Source organism: Micromonospora polyrhachis, assembly GCF_014203835.1.
In the GTDB taxonomy this organism is placed as follows: Bacteria; Actinomycetota; Actinomycetes; order Mycobacteriales; family Micromonosporaceae; genus Micromonospora_H; species Micromonospora_H polyrhachis.
The window spans coordinates 5,631,303-5,645,769 of the sequence record NZ_JACHJW010000001.1; the positions used below are offsets into that span (position 1 = coordinate 5,631,303).

Sequence of the window (14,467 nt, forward strand, 5' to 3'; positions counted from 1 at the left end):
CGGTGTGACCTCGGCTAGTCCTCGATTCGGCGGCGATGCCCACCGTTGTCGACAATCGAACGAGGTGGCTCGACCAGCGTGGTGGAGCAAACCTCACCGACCGGACGTGGGATACGGAACACGGGACCGGACGTGGGATACGGAACACCGGGCCGGCCGCCGGGAGCGGGGACACCGCCTCGGCGACCGGCCCGGGGTCCGGATCGGTCCGGCTCAGTCACATGATCCGTCGTCGTCCGGGGAGTCCTGGTCCGCCCCGACGACCGCACCCGTGACACGGTCGACGTCCACCTCATGGCAGACCCCGCTCTTGGCGATCTCCACATCCCACACGGCACGGCCGTGCTCGTGGTCCAGCTCCACCTCGACGAGCCGGCCGCCGCCGACGTACCCGCGCGCGATCTCGACGGCCTGCCGAGCGGTGACGCCGCTCGCCGTGGTGACGGTGGCCGACGACGACGCACCGGGTGTCGCAAGGGCGGCCCCGACCGGCGTACCGACCACCACGGCGGTGAGTGTGCCGCCGACGAGCAGCAGCAGACTTCTGCGAGCCATGATGAACCTCCATGGGTTGTTCCGACTACTGATAGGAGGTTCGCCCGATCGGAGATAGTGCCGTGCTGTGCGAGTGCTAAGCGGAGGTAAAGGCGGCCGGGCTCCCCGGTGTCGCCCGATCCGCCGGCGGTCCCAGTTCCAGGGACACCCGCGCCCCACCGAGCGGCCCGGTCGACAGACAGAGCCGACCACCGCTGGCCTGTGCGGCCCGATGGGCGATGTCCAGGCCCAGACCGGTGGAACCGGCGGAGCTGATCCCACGGATGACCGGGGTCATCGAAGCGGGGACCCCACCGGACTGTCGCGGGACCTCCGGTACCCCCGGTAGACCCGGACCCGCGTCGGCCACGGTGAGCTGGGCACCACCACCGGGCCTTGGCCGTAGGGTGACGGCGAATGCGGTGCCCTCCGGCGTGTGGGCGAACACGTTGCCCAGCAGCGCGTCCACCGCCGCGCCGAGATCGTCGGCGGGTACCCGTACCGGCAGCGGCTCCGTCACGAGGTCGAGGGTGACCGTGCGGCCGGTGTCCTCGGACAGCACCGACCAGAACGCCACCCGGTCCCGGACCACGAGTGTCGCGTCGCAGACCCGGGCAGCGTCGCCGGTACTGCGGCGGCGGCCCTGCTGGATCAGGCTGGTCACCGCCCGCTCCAGATCGTCCACCCGCGCGGTGATCCGCGCGGCGTCGGCCGGATCGGCCAGCGACTCGGCCTCCAGCCGCAACGAGGTCAACGGGGTACGCAACCGGTGGGACAGGTCGGCGACCTGCTCACGTTCGTCCCGGAGCAGTTCCTGGATTCGGCTGGCGAGGTGGTTGAGCGCCCCCGCCACCCGGCGCAACTCCGGTGGCCCGGCCGGCCGGGCCCGCGCGGTCAACTCCGCCCGGGCCAACCGGTGGGAGACCGACGACAGCTCGGCGATCGGCGCGACCAGGTTACGGGCCAGCCGGTCGGCGACGAAGAGGCCGAGTAACAGAAGGGTGACACCCAGGGCGGCGAGCACCAGCCAGGATCGATTGACGCCCTGGGTCAGCTCGGCCCGGGAGACGAAGGTGCGGATGACCACCGTTCCGTCCGGTCGGCCCTGCACGGCCACCACGACCTCGTAGCCGTCCGGCCGGTCCACCGTGAGACTGTGTCCCCTGACGGCCAGCTCGACGGCGTCGGTACGTGGTGCCGGCGAACCGAGCACCGAGCCGTCCGGCAGGAAGACGGTGACCGGCCGGTGCGAGGTGGCCGCCAGCTGCTCGGCGCTGAGTCGCAGGGCGGCCGGCTCGGCGGTGCCGACCAGCGAGACGAGGCTCTGCACGTCGGCGCTGGCGGCGACGACCGCCCGATCGCGGGCCACGGTGCGCAGCAGCACCGCCAGCGGCACCAGGAAGGCGAGCAGCACCAGGCACATGGTGGCCGCGACGAGCAGGGACAGTCGGGCTCTCACCGCGGGTCCGGGAGCGTCCCGAACCGGACCCCGACGCCGCGCACGGTATGCAGATAGCGGGGTTCCTGCGCGGTCTCGCCCAGCTTGCGGCGCAGCCAGGACAGGTGCACGTCCACCGTCTTGTCGGCACCGCCGTACGGCACTCGCCACACCTCGGTCAGCAGTTCCCGTTTGGTGACCACCTGTCCGGCCCGGCTGGCGAGGTGGTGCAACAGGTCGAACTCGCGGGGCGTGAGGTCGAGCGGCACCTCACCCAGGCTGGCCGTACGGGCCGCCGGGTCGATCCGCAACCCATCGACCACGATCACCTCGGCTCGGTCCGGCCGGCCGGGACCCCGGCGCAGCACCGCGCGAATCCGCGCATCGAGCTGGGTGGCGGTGAACGGCTTGACCACATAGTCGTCCGCGCCCGCATCCAGCCCTCGGACGATCTCCGCGTCGTCGTCCCGGGCGGTCACGATGATCACTGGCGTCCGGTTGACCGCCCGCAGCATCCGCAGCAGTTCCAGACCATCCAGATCGGGCAGCCCGAGATCGAGGATCACCAGTTCGGGGCGCTCGTCGAGGATGGTCTGCAAGCCACTCATCGCGGTGTAGGCGGTGGCCACGGCGTGCCCCCGGTCCTTCAGGGCGCGGATCAGCGGCGTCCGGATCGCCGGGTCGTCTTCGATCAGTAGCAGCCGGGCCACCGAATCACGGTAGCCCGACGGGTCACCGGCGTACGGTAACCCGGCCGTCGAAGCAGGTCGATGTCGCCGCCTCCCCGGCGCCCCCGTCGACCGGGCACCGGGCATAGTTCGAGGGTATGAACCGCCGATTCCTGCTCGCGGTGGCGGGGTGGCTGGTCGCCGCGGGGGCGGCCACGGCCACTGGCCTGGCGGCCGTACACGTCATCGGACCTGGCATCACCGGCCCGGTGGGTGAGGTGGTCAGCGAGGCGGCGGTGGCCCGATCCCTGGCCGCCGCCCCGCCGCCCGCGACGGCCGTGCCGACCGGCGTACCCGGGCCGCCGACGCGGCCCGGGGCCGGACCGACCGATGATCCGAACTCGGACCGGGTGATGTCGACCCCTGGCGGGACGGTGGTGGCCCGGTGCCTGGAGGGCGAGGTGCTGCTGGTGTCCTGGGCACCGGCGCAGGGCTACGGCATCAAGGAGGTCGACCGGGAACCGGACGCCCACGTCCAGGTGACGTTCGAGGGCGTGGCGGGCCAGGTCGAGGTGGACCTGAGCTGCGTGGCCGGTAGGCCGGCGGCCTCCTGGGACTGACCCGCCACCCGGCAGCGATCTCGCGCGTCCCCGTCCAGCCGAAGGCGTGACCTCGCGCGTACTGTCTCGCCGGAACGGCGCGACCGCTCAGTGGTAGCGGCTGGCACCCATCGACCAGTCGTAGGTGCCCCGGATCCAACAGCGGCGGGCGGTGGCGAACCGGACCACCTCGGGGTCGTCGCCGGCCAGCACCTCCGCCTCCAGTCGGAGGTACGTCGCGAGGCCACTGTTGAACCGGTCGACCGTCTCGGCCAGCGCGGACCGTTCGTCCTTACCGGTTTCCCTCGCGATCGCGTTGGTCAGGTTGTGGCCGGTGGATTCGAGCCGCCGCTCCTTGTCGTAGGAGAACGCGTCGTTGCACCAACAGACGAGGTCCGCAGCCAGCGCGTCCAGAGCGGAGAGCACCGGGTCGGCGAGCCGCTCGGCGGTGGGCAGCGCCCCGTGGGCGATGTCGGTGAGGGTGAAGCTGGGGTATACGGCTCCGGTGTGCCGACGCATCTGGACGTATTCGGCGACGGCCGGCACCCGCTGATGTTGCCGGTTGGCCGCCTCCCAGAGCAGGGCCAGCAGATAGTCCCGCAGTTGCCGGGTGAAGCGCAGCAGCAACCTCGGGTGGCCGAGCCGCCGTACCCGCCGGCAGAGGTCGTGAAGCGCCGTCGCGGCCGGCTCGGCGGTCGTCACCGCCCGGGCCGGGGCATCGCCACCGAGCCGATCGAGCACGTCGAGCAGTCGGGCAACGGCCGGCGACAGTCGGGTAGGGTCCGCGCCCAGCCCGTCATCGTCACAGTTGTCGTCGAAGGCGAAGAGCCAGGTGACGAGATCGGTGAGCAACGCGAGCTGCTCCGGCTCGGCGTCGGGGCAGGCCCGTCCGGCCAGGTCGGCGGCGTTCGCCCGGCCGAGTCGGGTCGCCGCGTCCGGACCGGTCACCAGGCCGAACTCGGCTGCCCACCGAGCGGACCGTGCGCCGACCTCGCCGGCGTACGGGTTCACCTGCGGCACGAACGGTGGCCCGATGAGTGTCGTGGCGACGAGCGTGCGCATGTGCCTCCTCTCGCCCGGGGACGTCCGCGCCCGCCAACGTCCACTTTGAACTTTGGTGAACCCTAGCCCGTACAACGAGAAATCGGCATGGTCGTCCCGCCCGATGGCCGGCTCACGACCAACGGGAGGCGAGGTCGAGCGGCATCGGACCGGTGCGGGTCCTCAGACTCCGAACCGCGCGGTACGCAGCCGGTCGGCCAGCGCGGCCGGTCCGACCAGCTGTACCCGAGCCACCCGCTGTCGTCCGAACAGGAAGAGGGCCAGTTCGCCGGGTGGGCCGACCAGCCGTACCGGCTCGCCACCCGCGCCGGTCGACAACTCACCCCGACCCGGTGCCTGGACGAGCACGCTGGCCGGGAACCGGCGCAGAGTGAGCCGGGCCAGTGGCGATGTCCGCTTCCACAGTGCGGCCGTCAGGCCGGGGGTCAGGTCGCGGGGATGCCACTGCGGCTGGGCCCGCCGGAGGTCCTCATGGTGGATGAAGAACTCCATGAGGTTGGTGAGCTCGTCGAGAAGCGGATTGCTCACCGGACTCCACCACGGTGGGCGGCGGATCTCGTCGACGAGTTGTGCGAAGGGTCGCCTGGCCACCGCCTGTTGGACGCGTTCGGTGCGCCTCCGCAGCGGTTTGAGCAGGATGCCGCCGGCGGCGTCCGGCCGGCGTTCCCGGACCACGAGATGCGCGGCGAGGTCTCGCGCCAGCCAGCCCTCGTTGATGGTCGGGGCGTCCGGGCCGAGGGTGAGCAGGAGAGCGGCGAGTGACTGGCGTTCCGATTGCGCGTACCTCGGCATGACTCCGATCGTAGGCCGACCGTCGCCGATCGGCCTGGCGGCGGTGATGAGCAGACGTCCGAACGGTCCGGCAGGGGCGGTTAGCGGGGCGGCGGCCGATCGGCCCGGTCGGAGCCGCGCCGGTCCTGTGACCACCCCGACATAATCGATACCAGGTAGTCGTCGGTGCCCGGTTCGGTAAGGATGAGGGGGACGATCTGAGGCTTACGGCGGGGGAGAGCGTGGCGATCAGTACGAAGCGGGATGTGCTCGTCCGGGGGATGCGGATTCTCGGTCGGGCGATCCGTGAGGAGCCGCGCATCTTCGCGGTCGGGGTGACCGGTAGCGTCGTCTTCGGGCTGATGATCATCGCCAGCGCGTACGTGGTCGGCGCAGTGGTCGGCGAGGTGGCGGTACCGGCGATCGCCAAGGGAGAGGTCGATGTCGGGATTCTCGCCCTCGGTGCCGGGGCGCTGATCGCGGTCAGCCTGGTCAAGGTGGCCGGCATCTTCGGCCGGCGGCTCGGTGCCGGATTCATGCAGTACCGGCTGCAAGCCACCTACCGGCAGCGGGTCACCCGGCGCTATCTGGACCTGCCCCTGTCCTGGCACCACCGACACGCCACCGGCACCCTGCTCTCCAACGCCAACTCCGACGTGGAGGCGGCCTGGTATCCGATCGCGCCCCTGCCCTTCGCGGTGGGCACGGTGGTGATGCTCGCCGCCGCCATCGGCTCGCTGTTCGCCACCGACTGGGCGCTCGCCCTCGTCGGGCTGGCGATCTTCCCGGCGTTGTTCACCCTCAACGTCGTCTACTCGCGGCGGATGGCCCCCCGACAGACCCGGGCCCAGCAGCTCCGGGCGGAGGTCAGCGCCATCGCCCACGAGAGCTTCGACGGTGCCCTGGTGGTCAAGACGATGGGCCGTGAGGAACGGGAGACCGCCCGGTTCACCGCCCGGGTCGACGAGCTGCGGGACGCGTTGATCGCGGTCGGTCGACTGCGCGGCGTCTTCGACCCGATGCTGGAGACCCTGCCCAGCCTCGGCACCCTGGCCATCCTGGTGGTTGGCGGCATCCGGCTCCGGCAGGACGCGATCACCGTCACCGAGCTGATCAGCGTGGCCTTCCTGTTCACCGTGCTCGCCTTCCCGGTCCGGGCGATCGGTTGGGTGCTCGCCGAACTGCCGCGCAGCGTCGCCGGCTGGGACCGCCTACAGGCCGTGCTCACCGCCACCGGCGGGATGCCGTACGGCGACCGCAGCCTGGACAAGCCAGTGGACGCACCGGCGGAACTCGCCTTCGACCAGGTCGGCTTCGGCTACCAGCCCGCCGACCCCGACGTGCCGAGCACGCCGGTGCTCCATGACGTCTCGTTCAGCGTGCCGGCCGGCCGTACCGTGGCCCTGGTCGGTCCCACCGGCTCCGGCAAGTCGACAATCGCGTCGCTGGCCGTCCGGCTGGTCGACCCCGTGGCCGGCTCGGTGACCCTCGACGGGGTGGACGTCCGGTCGCTGACCGCCGACTCGCTCGCCGGCAACGGCGCCCTGGTGGCACAGGTGCCGTTCGTCTTCGACGACACCGTCCGGGCCAACATCACCCTGGACCGGTCGGGGATCACCGACGACGACGTCTGGGCCGCGTTGCGGCTGGCCGAGGCGGCCGGGTTCGTCGCCGCGCTGCCCGACGGGCTGGACACCATGGTCGGAGAGCGGGGCACCTCACTCTCCGGTGGGCAGCGGCAACGGCTCACCCTGGCCCGAGCCCTGGCCGGCGGGCCCCGGTTGCTGGTGCTCGACGACGCCACCAGCGCCGTTGACCCGAGGGTGGAGGCGGCGATCCTGGCCGCGCTGCGCGCCGGTGAGGACGATGCCCCGGCCGCGTCCATCCTTGTGGTGGCCTACCGGCGGGCCACCATCGCGCTCGCCGACGAGGTGGTCTACGTCGAGCGGGGCCGGGTCGTGGCCCGAGGTACGCACCAGGGACTGCTGGCCTCCGTCCCCGGCTACGCCGACCTGGTCACCGCCTACGAGAAGGCCGAAGCCGAACGGGAGCGGGAGAACCCACGCCCGACCGACGAGATCATGGTGGAGCAGTGAGCGCGGCGGTGGAGACGACGGAACCGGTGGAGAGCACCTGGCGGACCCTGCGCCGAGGACTGGCGCTCTCGCCCGAACTGCGGGTGGGGCTGGCCGGCACCCTTGCGTTGGCCGTGGTGTCGATGGTCGGGCGGGCAGCCGTACCGGTGGCGGTCCAACAGGGCATCGACCGGGGCCTGACCGTGCCCGGCGGCCCGGACCTCGGTGTGGTCGGTGCGGTGGTGGCCTTCACCGCCGCCATCCTGGTGGTGACCACGCTCTGCGGCTATCTGATGATGCGACGACTCTTCACGGTCAGTGAGACGGCGCTGGCCGGCGTACGCACCCGGGCCTTCCGGCACGTGCACGACCTGTCGATGCTGCACCAGCAGTCCGAGCGGCGTGGCTCGCTGGTTTCCCGGGTCACCAGCGACGTCGACCAGATCACCCAGTTCCTCCAGTGGGGCGGGGTGATCCTGCTGATCAACCTCGGTCAGGTGGTGGTCACCTCGATCGTGATGGCGGTCTACTCCTGGCAGCTCACCCTGGTGGTGTTCGCCGCGTTCCTGCCCGCGTTGCTGGTGATCCGGTTGTTCCAGCGTCGACTGGCCGCTACCTACGGGCTGGTCCGGCAACGGATGGGGGCCATGCTCGCCGCGATCTCCGAGAGCGTGGTCGGCGCGCCGGTCATCCGGGCGTACGGGGTGTCCGGCCGTACCGCCGGTCGACTGAACGAGACGATCCAGGGGCAGCGGGTAGCCCAGCAGCGGGCCCTGCGTACCAGCGTGATCGCCTTCTCCACCGGGGAGATCGCCGCCGGGCTGGCGTTGGCCGCCGTGGTGGTGCTCGGGGTACGGCTCGGTGTCGACGGGACGCTGAGCATCGGCCAGCTGACGGCCTTCCTCTTCCTGGTGACGCTCTTCATCCAGCCGGTACAGATCGCCACCGAGGTCCTCAACGAGGCGCAGAACGCCATTGCCGGGTGGCGGCGGGTGCTCGACGTACTCGACGTCGAACCGGATGTGGCCGACCCGGGTGAGCGGGGGATGGAGCTGCCGGTCGGGGCGATCGACGTCCGCTTCGTCGACGTGGGTTTCGCGTACCCGGGTGGCCCGCCGGTGCTGGCCGACGTCGACGTGGAGATCCCGGCGAAGACCCGGATCGCCGTGGTGGGGGAGACCGGCAGCGGCAAGACGACCTTCGCGAAGCTGCTCACCCGCCTGATGGACCCCAGCTCCGGGACGGTGCTGCTCTCCGGCGTGCCGCTGGACCAGGTCCGGTTCTCGTCGTTGCGGTCCCGGGTGGTGATGGTGCCGCAGGACGGGTTCCTGTTCGACACGACGGTGGCGGCGAACGTCCGGTTCGCCCGGCCGAGCCTGACCGACGCGGAACTGGCCGAGGCCTTCACCGAACTCGGTCTGGCCGACTGGGTGGCCGGGCTTCCGAAGGGCCTGGAAACCCCGGTGGGTGAACGGGGTGAGGCGCTGAGCGTGGGCGAACGGCAGCTCGTCGCGTTGGCCCGGGCGTACGTCGCCGACCCGGATCTGCTGGTGCTCGACGAGGCGACCAGCGCGGTGGACCCGGCCACCGAGGTGCGACTCCAACGCACGCTGGACGCAGTGACCCGGGGACGTACCACGGTGGCGATCGCGCACCGGCTCTCCACCGCTCAGGCGGCGGACGAGGTGATCGTCGTGGACCGGGGCCGGATCGTGCAGCGGGGCCCGCACGACGAGCTGGTCCGGGATCCGTCCTCGGTGTACGGGCTGCTGTACGCGTCCTGGTTGGAGCAGACGCGCTAGGTGCCGGCTGTCCGGGGTGCGGACGGGTCCCCTGCTGTCGCCTTCGGCGCGGGGAGGGGTCGTTCCGCACCCCCGGGGCGGAGGGTCAGCGCGAGTAGAACTCGACCACGAGCTGCTCGTCGCAGACGATCGGGACCTCGCGGCGGGCGGGTTCCCGGAGCAGGGTGGTGCGCAGGTCGGCGAGGCTGACCGACAGGTATGGCACGACCGGTCCGTCCCCGGCGTGCGCGCCGGCGGCGGCGAGCTGGAACGGTGGCTTGGTCCGGCTGCGCTCGCGTACCTCGACTACCTGACCGGGGCGCAGCCGGTACGACGGGCGGTCCACCTTGACTCCGTCGACGGTGAGGTGTCCGTGGGCGACGAGCTGGCGTGCCTGGTAGATGGTGCGGGCCAGGCCGGCCCGGTGCACCACCGCGTCGAGTCGCCGTTCGAGTAGGCCGACCAGCGTGTCACCGGTCTTTCCGCCGGCCTTCGCCGCATCGTCGAAGGCACGCCGCAACTGGGTCTCACTGACGTTGTACTGGTGGCGCAGTCGCTGCTTCTCCAGTAGTCGTACCTGGTAGTCCGAGGTTCGGCGGCGCTGTCGGCCGTGCACCCCGGGCGGGTACGGCCGGCGCTCGAAGTATTTCGCGCACTTGCGGGTGAGGGGGATGCCGAGGGCCCGGGAGAGCCGGGCCTTGGGCCGGGGGTGGTTCATATGGACGTCTCCAGCTCGCTGGTTTAGCCTACCCTTACTTAGGTGAGCCTAACCTGCCTGGAGGTCCTGTCATGCAGCAGCCCAGTCCCGCGGAGATCGCCCGGACGCTGTCCGCCGGCCGGCTTGCCGGCACCGCGTACATCGCCTGCCGTCCCGGCCCGCATCCCGTACGGCACGTCGTCGACCGGCACGGACGGGTGCTGTTGCTCGTATCGGTGACCAGCGACCTGGCCATGGCGCTGTGGCCGGCGGTCGGTGCCGAGGATGTCGCGATGGTGCTGGATGTGCGGGACCTGCCACCCGGCGCGGGAGCGCCCTCGCTGGGCCGGGTGTGGCTCTCCGGCTGGGCGAGCGTGCTCGACGGTCAGGAAGCCCGACAGGCGGCCCTCGACTTCTTCGACGTCGATCCCAGCGGCGACCTGCTGGATGTGGGCCGAGGATTTGCCCTCTACCGGTTCGAGGTGGCCGAGGTCCGATTGGAGCAGGCCGATAGGACCATAAACGTCGACCCGGAGGAGTACGCCTCAGCCGAGCCGGATCCGCTACATCAGATCGAGCGGGAGCTGCTGGCCGACCTGGCCGACCACCACGGTCCCGCCATCTCAGCTTTCGTGCGCGATCGGCTCGGCAACCTGGCGGGGGCAGCCGACGGCCTCCCGGCCCAGGTGGTGCGCCTGGACCGGTACGGCTTCGTGGTGACGGTGGGCCCGGCGGACGCGCGCCTCCAGGCCCGGCTTTCCTTTCCCCGCCCGGTACGGGACCGGGCCGACCTGGCTCGGCTGCTGCACCTGGTGCTCTGCGGGCACCGGCGCCACGGTTCCGTAGCCTGGGACGCGCAACCCCGACGACGGTCGGCCTAGCCCGGTCGGTCTCGCCGGTCGGCCTGGCCGGGTCGGTCCCGCCAAGGTGGAACCGGTTACCCGACAGCCTCCGAGAGGTCGCCCGTGAGGTAGTGCTGGACGGTCGGCCCTACCGCCGCCACCAGCACCTCCGGCGCGGTGGAGGCGAGTGGTTCCAGCTTCAGGATGTGTCGCACGGTGGCCATCCCGACCAGCTGCGAGGCGACCAGCGAGGCACGCAACGGTGCCTGGCTCGGGTCGATGGCCAGTTGGTCCGCCACCCGTCGCATGATCTGGGTGACGACGAACTCGCGGAGCAGGCGGGCGGTCCACTCGTTGCTCACCGCCGAGCGCAGCAGCGCCACCCCGGCGGCGCCCGCCGGTGAGTCCCAGACCCCGAGGAAGATCCGGACCAGTCGGGCGCCGATCGCGTCCGGTGGCCCGTCGGTGATCTGCGGCAGCAGTTCGCGCGGGTCGAACGGGACGTTCATGGTGGCCAGGAAGAGTTGGTCCTTGCTGCCGAAGTAGTGGTGGACCAGCGCCGGATCCACCCCGGCACCGGCCGCTATCGACCGGATCGAGGCACCGTCGAAGCCGCGCTCGGCGAATGCCTGTCGGGCCGCGACCAGGATCGCCTCGCGGGTGTCCGGGCTGCCGGGTCGCCGTCCGGTCCGTCGTGCCATGAGCATCCTTCGTGTCGTACGGGTCGTGCCCCGGTCCAGCGCCGATCCGGGTGACGTCCCGGCTCAACCGGTGCGGCGCCGCAGGGTGGCCGAGGCGAGGACCAGGGCCGCGATGACCGCGCCGGCCACGACCGCCAGGTCCCGCCACATGACGCCGGTCGGTTCGGCGTGTGCGCCGACCTCCTGGAGCGCCTCGACCGCGTACGACAGGGGCAGCACCTTGCTGAGCCACCACAGCCAGTCCGCCATCTGCTCGCGGGCGACGAACAGGCCGCACAGCAGGAGTTGCGGGATCACCACGATCGGCATGAACTGTACGGCCTGGAATTCGGTGCGGGCGAAGGCACTGCAGAACAGCCCCAGCGCCACCCCGAGTACGGCGTTGACCGCCGCGATCAGGACGACCAGCCCGGCGCTGCCGGCGGTGTGCAGGTCGAACAGCCAGTAGGCCACGGCTGCCGAGATGACGGCCTGGACCGTCGCGGCGAGACCGAATGCGATCCCGTAACCGAAGAGCAGGTCGAGCCGGCCCAGTGGGGTGGTCAACAGCCGTTCGAGGGTGCCGGTGGTCCGCTCGCGCAGCATGGCGATGCTGGTCACCAGGAACATGATGACGAATGGGAACACGCCCAGCATGATCAGCGAGATCCGGTCGAAGGTGGACGGTGTGCCCGGCTGGACCGGCTCGTTGTCGAACATGTAGTAGAGCAGGGTGAGCAGTACCGCCGGCACCACGACCAGCAGGGCCACGGTACGTCGGTCGTGGCGTAGTTGGCGCAGGATCCGGCCGGTGGTCGCCGCCAGGATTCTCGGGCTCATCGGATGACCGTCCCTTCCTGCTCCCTGATCAACTGGAGGAACGCCGCGTCGAGGTCGGTGGTGCCGGCGGTGGCGCGTACCGCCTCGGGGGTGTCGTCGGCGATCAGCCGACCGTCGCGGATCAGCAGCAGTCGGTCACAGCGGGCGGCCTCGTCCATCACGTGGCTGGAGACCAGCAGCGTGGTGCCGTTCGCGGCCAGTTCGTGGAACCTCGCCCACAGGTCGGCCCGGAGCACCGGGTCCTGTCCGACCGTGGGTTCGTCGAGCACGAGCAGGTCGGGCCCGCCGACGAGCGCGCAGGCCAGCGACACCCGGCTGCGCTGGCCGCCGGAGAGGGTGCCGACCAGTTGGCCGACCGCCGGGGCGAGGCCCACCTCGGCGACCACCCGGTCGGCCACCGCCGCGGGTACGCCGTGCAGCGCGGCGAAGTAGCGGGCGTTCTCCCGTACGGTCAGGTCGAGATAGACGCTCGGTGCCTGGGTCTGGTAGCCGATCCGGTGGCGCAGGGCGGTCGAGCCGGCCGGTTCGCCGAGCACGGTGACCGTGCCGGCGGTGACGACCTGCACGCCGACCACGGCCCGCATCAGAGTGGTCTTGCCACTGCCACTGGGCCCGAGCAGCCCGGTGACGCGGCCCCGGGGGATCACGCAGGAGATGCCGTCCAGCACCCGTCGCCTCCCGCGATGTACGACAAGGTCGCGCACCTCGATCGCGGTCTCCATCAGTTCCTCCCCGAAAACTCATCGGACGTTGAACTCAACGCTAGATGAAATCTTGGTGGGTCGGAACCGGTGGCGAGCCCCGACTGTGGTTGATCGGTTCTGGCAGGCTCGGCTCCCGTGGAACCCGACCTGACCCTGCTCCGCGAACTCGTCGAGGGCACGCCGATCCTGTCCACCCACCCGGGTCGTGGCGTGCCCGAGGAGTGGATCTGTCAGGTCGAGGCCATGCTCGGCCCACTGCCGCCGTCGTACCGCTGGTGGTTGACCGAGTACGGCAGCGGCACGCTGGGCGGCGCGGGGATCGCGACGATCGCCCCGCCGAATCTGCGGGTCTATGCCGACGACGATCTGACCGCGCCGTGGCGGCTCGCCGACGGCCTGCTCTGTTTCTACGCCGAGCCGGACTGCGGCGACTCCTACCACTTCGTCCACCCTGGCCACCGGTCGCCGGGGAGTGTGGCCTCGGCCGAGTGGCCGGTGGTCCGCCGCGACGTCTTCGGCGACGAGGAACCGTTCGCGGAGTCGTTCGCCGGGTTCCTGAGCATCTCCGTCGCGCGGGCCGCTGGGCTCGGCGATGGGCCCACCCCGGCGCTGGCCCGGCTCTGGCGCTCGACGCCCGGCGTCCTGCTGCCGAACGGGGTGATGATCTACGGCCCGCAGATCATCACTGAACGCAACGAAACGTACGAGGTCGACGATTACGCTCCGCATTGGGTGTTGATCGGTGACGACAGCGGTGGTGGTGGCCTGTTCATGCGTCGACACGGCCGTGACCGGGCTTCGGTCCACCACCTCGACTTTGGCGCAATCTCCTCGGACACGGTCGCGGCCAGCGAAAAGGTGGCGGACGATCTTCTCGTGTGGCTGCGCGGGGGTGCTGCCATTCCCGGCCGTCAATCCACTTTGGGACAGTAGCTATCTGACCGGACAGCCGGGCCTTGACCGGACATTGCGCCCGGCTACGGCTTTGGGGCACGATGGCGCTGTGGGTCACGGTCCGTTACTGCGCAGCGGATTTCTTGACGAGTGGGCGGCCCGATTACGCCACACCTCCAGCCGGCCCGTCGTCGGCGTCCTCCTGCGCGGCAGCCACGCCCGCAGCGCCGCCACCGTGTATAGCGACATCGATATCGACGTGCTGGTCGACGGCCCGCCATATGCGTCGCGACCGGCCTACCTGGCGGACACCGAGGACCGGCTGGCCCACCTTTCGGTCGCCGTACGGGACGTGGTGTCCTGGCTCGCCCGCATCGAAGAGCCGGCCGACTGGGCGTTCGGGCTGCCGGTCAGCACACCCGTCCGGCTGCTCTGGGCCAGTCCACGGTGGCGGTCCCGGGTCGACCTCGCGGTGGTGTGCCATCCGGCCGGCGAGCCGCGGCTGGAGGAACTCGTCGCCACCCTCGGCAAGGTCGCCAGCGCCACCGCCGCCGAGGACGCGATCGGGGCCCGGCTCGCCGCGAGCGACCTTGCCCGGGCCTGTCCCTCGGTGCTCCGGTTGGCGAACCCACCACTGGCCGTCGCGTCCCGCCGGGCCGCGTTGGGGGCGGCACTGGATCTGCCGGTCGCGCCGCCGAGCTACCGCGACGACATGCTCACCTGCCTCGGCCTGCGGCCGGTGACCACCGCCGGGGTCCACGCCGCTGCGGGCCGCCTGGTCGCCGGGACGATCACCCTGGTCCGGCCGTACGCCGACCAGTTCGAGCCGGTGGCCGGGGCCGATCTCGCCGCCGCTGTGGCCGATGGTCGACTGGACCGGTA

The 14,467-nt window shown here is 71.2% G+C and carries 14 protein-coding genes and 1 pseudogene; 6 read left to right on the forward strand and 9 right to left on the reverse strand.

The window, feature by feature from the left end; translation table 11 throughout:
• Nucleotides 1-213: 213 nt before the first annotated feature.
• The 3 genes from FHR38_RS24975 to FHR38_RS24985 all read right to left on the reverse strand — a co-directional run bounded on the left by FHR38_RS24975 (nucleotide 214) and on the right by FHR38_RS24985 (nucleotide 2,682).
• Nucleotides 214-555 (reverse strand): PepSY domain-containing protein, encoded by a 342-nt coding sequence (locus FHR38_RS24975; protein WP_184536944.1) that lies wholly within the window; start codon nucleotides 553-555, stop codon nucleotides 214-216.
• 76 nt (nucleotides 556-631) lie between these two features.
• Nucleotides 632-1,993, reverse strand: coding sequence for a HAMP domain-containing sensor histidine kinase (locus FHR38_RS24980; protein ID WP_184536945.1), 1,362 nt, complete (start codon nucleotides 1,991-1,993; stop codon nucleotides 632-634).
• A complete protein-coding gene (locus tag FHR38_RS24985; RefSeq protein WP_184536946.1) occupies nucleotides 1,990-2,682 on the reverse strand; it encodes a response regulator transcription factor in 693 nt (230 codons plus the stop codon). Before FHR38_RS24985 ends, FHR38_RS24980 begins: the two co-directional genes overlap by 4 nt.
• A gap of 116 nt (nucleotides 2,683-2,798) precedes the next feature.
• On the opposite strand from FHR38_RS24985, the gene FHR38_RS24990 reads away from it, so the two are divergent.
• Nucleotides 2,799-3,260, forward strand: coding sequence for a septum formation initiator (locus FHR38_RS24990; protein WP_184536947.1), 462 nt, complete (start codon nucleotides 2,799-2,801; stop codon nucleotides 3,258-3,260).
• Nucleotides 3,261-3,347: 87 nt separating this feature from the next.
• On the opposite strand, the gene FHR38_RS24995 is transcribed toward FHR38_RS24990, so the two are convergent.
• On the reverse strand, nucleotides 3,348-4,301 hold the full coding sequence (locus FHR38_RS24995; RefSeq protein ID WP_184536948.1) for a terpene synthase family protein: 954 nt from the start codon (nucleotides 4,299-4,301) through the stop codon (nucleotides 3,348-3,350).
• Nucleotides 4,302-4,463: 162 nt separating this feature from the next.
• The gene (locus FHR38_RS25000) at nucleotides 4,464-5,093 is read right to left on the reverse strand and encodes a TIGR03085 family metal-binding protein (RefSeq protein ID WP_184536949.1); all 630 of its coding nucleotides are present in this window, start codon (nucleotides 5,091-5,093) and stop codon (nucleotides 4,464-4,466) included.
• A gap of 221 nt (nucleotides 5,094-5,314) precedes the next feature.
• On the opposite strand from FHR38_RS25000, the gene FHR38_RS25005 reads away from it, so the two are divergent.
• Both FHR38_RS25005 and FHR38_RS25010 read left to right on the forward strand, forming a co-directional pair.
• Nucleotides 5,315-7,168 (forward strand): ABC transporter ATP-binding protein, encoded by a 1,854-nt coding sequence (locus FHR38_RS25005; RefSeq protein WP_312882397.1) that lies wholly within the window; start codon nucleotides 5,315-5,317, stop codon nucleotides 7,166-7,168.
• Complete coding sequence (locus tag FHR38_RS25010; protein WP_184536950.1) at nucleotides 7,165-8,949, forward strand: ABC transporter ATP-binding protein; 1,785 nt, start codon at nucleotides 7,165-7,167, stop codon at nucleotides 8,947-8,949. Before FHR38_RS25005 ends, FHR38_RS25010 begins: the two co-directional genes overlap by 4 nt.
• A gap of 85 nt (nucleotides 8,950-9,034) precedes the next feature.
• On the opposite strand, the gene rpsD is transcribed toward FHR38_RS25010, so the two are convergent.
• Nucleotides 9,035-9,646 carry a 30S ribosomal protein S4 gene (gene rpsD, locus FHR38_RS25015; protein ID WP_184536951.1) on the reverse strand — a complete coding sequence of 204 codons (612 nt, stop codon included), beginning with the start codon at nucleotides 9,644-9,646 and terminating at the stop codon, nucleotides 9,035-9,037.
• A 71-nt stretch (nucleotides 9,647-9,717) separates the two neighbouring features.
• Between rpsD and FHR38_RS25020 the strand changes: the two genes are divergently transcribed.
• Entirely contained in the window at nucleotides 9,718-10,506 is a 789-nt protein-coding gene (locus FHR38_RS25020; protein WP_184536952.1) for a DUF2470 domain-containing protein, read from the forward strand.
• A gap of 56 nt (nucleotides 10,507-10,562) precedes the next feature.
• On the opposite strand, the gene FHR38_RS25025 is transcribed toward FHR38_RS25020, so the two are convergent.
• From FHR38_RS25025 to FHR38_RS25035, 3 genes are all read right to left on the reverse strand, one after another.
• On the reverse strand, nucleotides 10,563-11,168 hold the full coding sequence (locus tag FHR38_RS25025) for a TetR/AcrR family transcriptional regulator (RefSeq protein WP_184536953.1): 606 nt from the start codon (nucleotides 11,166-11,168) through the stop codon (nucleotides 10,563-10,565).
• A 63-nt stretch (nucleotides 11,169-11,231) separates the two neighbouring features.
• Nucleotides 11,232-11,987: an ABC transporter permease gene (locus FHR38_RS25030; protein WP_184536954.1), complete on the reverse strand. Its 756-nt coding sequence runs from the start codon at nucleotides 11,985-11,987 to the stop codon at nucleotides 11,232-11,234.
• Complete coding sequence (locus FHR38_RS25035; RefSeq protein WP_184536955.1) at nucleotides 11,984-12,709, reverse strand: ABC transporter ATP-binding protein; 726 nt, start codon at nucleotides 12,707-12,709, stop codon at nucleotides 11,984-11,986. Before FHR38_RS25035 ends, FHR38_RS25030 begins: the two co-directional genes overlap by 4 nt.
• 117 nt (nucleotides 12,710-12,826) lie before the next feature.
• On the opposite strand from FHR38_RS25035, the gene FHR38_RS25040 reads away from it, so the two are divergent.
• Both FHR38_RS25040 and FHR38_RS33325 read left to right on the forward strand, forming a co-directional pair.
• Entirely contained in the window at nucleotides 12,827-13,624 is a 798-nt protein-coding gene (locus tag FHR38_RS25040) for an SMI1/KNR4 family protein (protein ID WP_184536956.1), read from the forward strand.
• Nucleotides 13,625-14,060: 436 nt separating this feature from the next.
• Nucleotides 14,061-14,375 (forward strand): annotated as a pseudogene (locus tag FHR38_RS33325) (phosphoribosyl-AMP cyclohydrolase); the annotation flags it as partial.
• Nucleotides 14,376-14,467 lie beyond the last annotated feature (92 nt).

What these genes read in the sequence shown, in the direction of transcription:
- FHR38_RS24975 (WP_184536944.1), bottom strand. Translation starts at nt 555, where the DNA reads ATGGCTCGCAGAAGTCTGCTGCTGCTCGTCGGCGGCACACTCACCGCC.
- FHR38_RS24990 (WP_184536947.1), top strand. Translation starts at nt 2,799, where the DNA reads ATGAACCGCCGATTCCTGCTCGCGGTGGCGGGGTGGCTGGTCGCCGCG.
- FHR38_RS24995 (WP_184536948.1), bottom strand. Translation starts at nt 4,301, where the DNA reads ATGCGCACGCTCGTCGCCACGACACTCATCGGGCCACCGTTCGTGCCG.
- FHR38_RS25000 (WP_184536949.1), bottom strand. Translation starts at nt 5,093, where the DNA reads ATGCCGAGGTACGCGCAATCGGAACGCCAGTCACTCGCCGCTCTCCTG.
- rpsD (WP_184536951.1), bottom strand. Translation starts at nt 9,646, where the DNA reads ATGAACCACCCCCGGCCCAAGGCCCGGCTCTCCCGGGCCCTCGGCATC.
- FHR38_RS25020 (WP_184536952.1), top strand. Translation starts at nt 9,718, where the DNA reads ATGCAGCAGCCCAGTCCCGCGGAGATCGCCCGGACGCTGTCCGCCGGC.
- FHR38_RS25025 (WP_184536953.1), bottom strand. Translation starts at nt 11,168, where the DNA reads ATGGCACGACGGACCGGACGGCGACCCGGCAGCCCGGACACCCGCGAG.
- FHR38_RS25030 (WP_184536954.1), bottom strand. Translation starts at nt 11,987, where the DNA reads ATGAGCCCGAGAATCCTGGCGGCGACCACCGGCCGGATCCTGCGCCAA.
- FHR38_RS25035 (WP_184536955.1), bottom strand. Translation starts at nt 12,709, where the DNA reads ATGGAGACCGCGATCGAGGTGCGCGACCTTGTCGTACATCGCGGGAGG.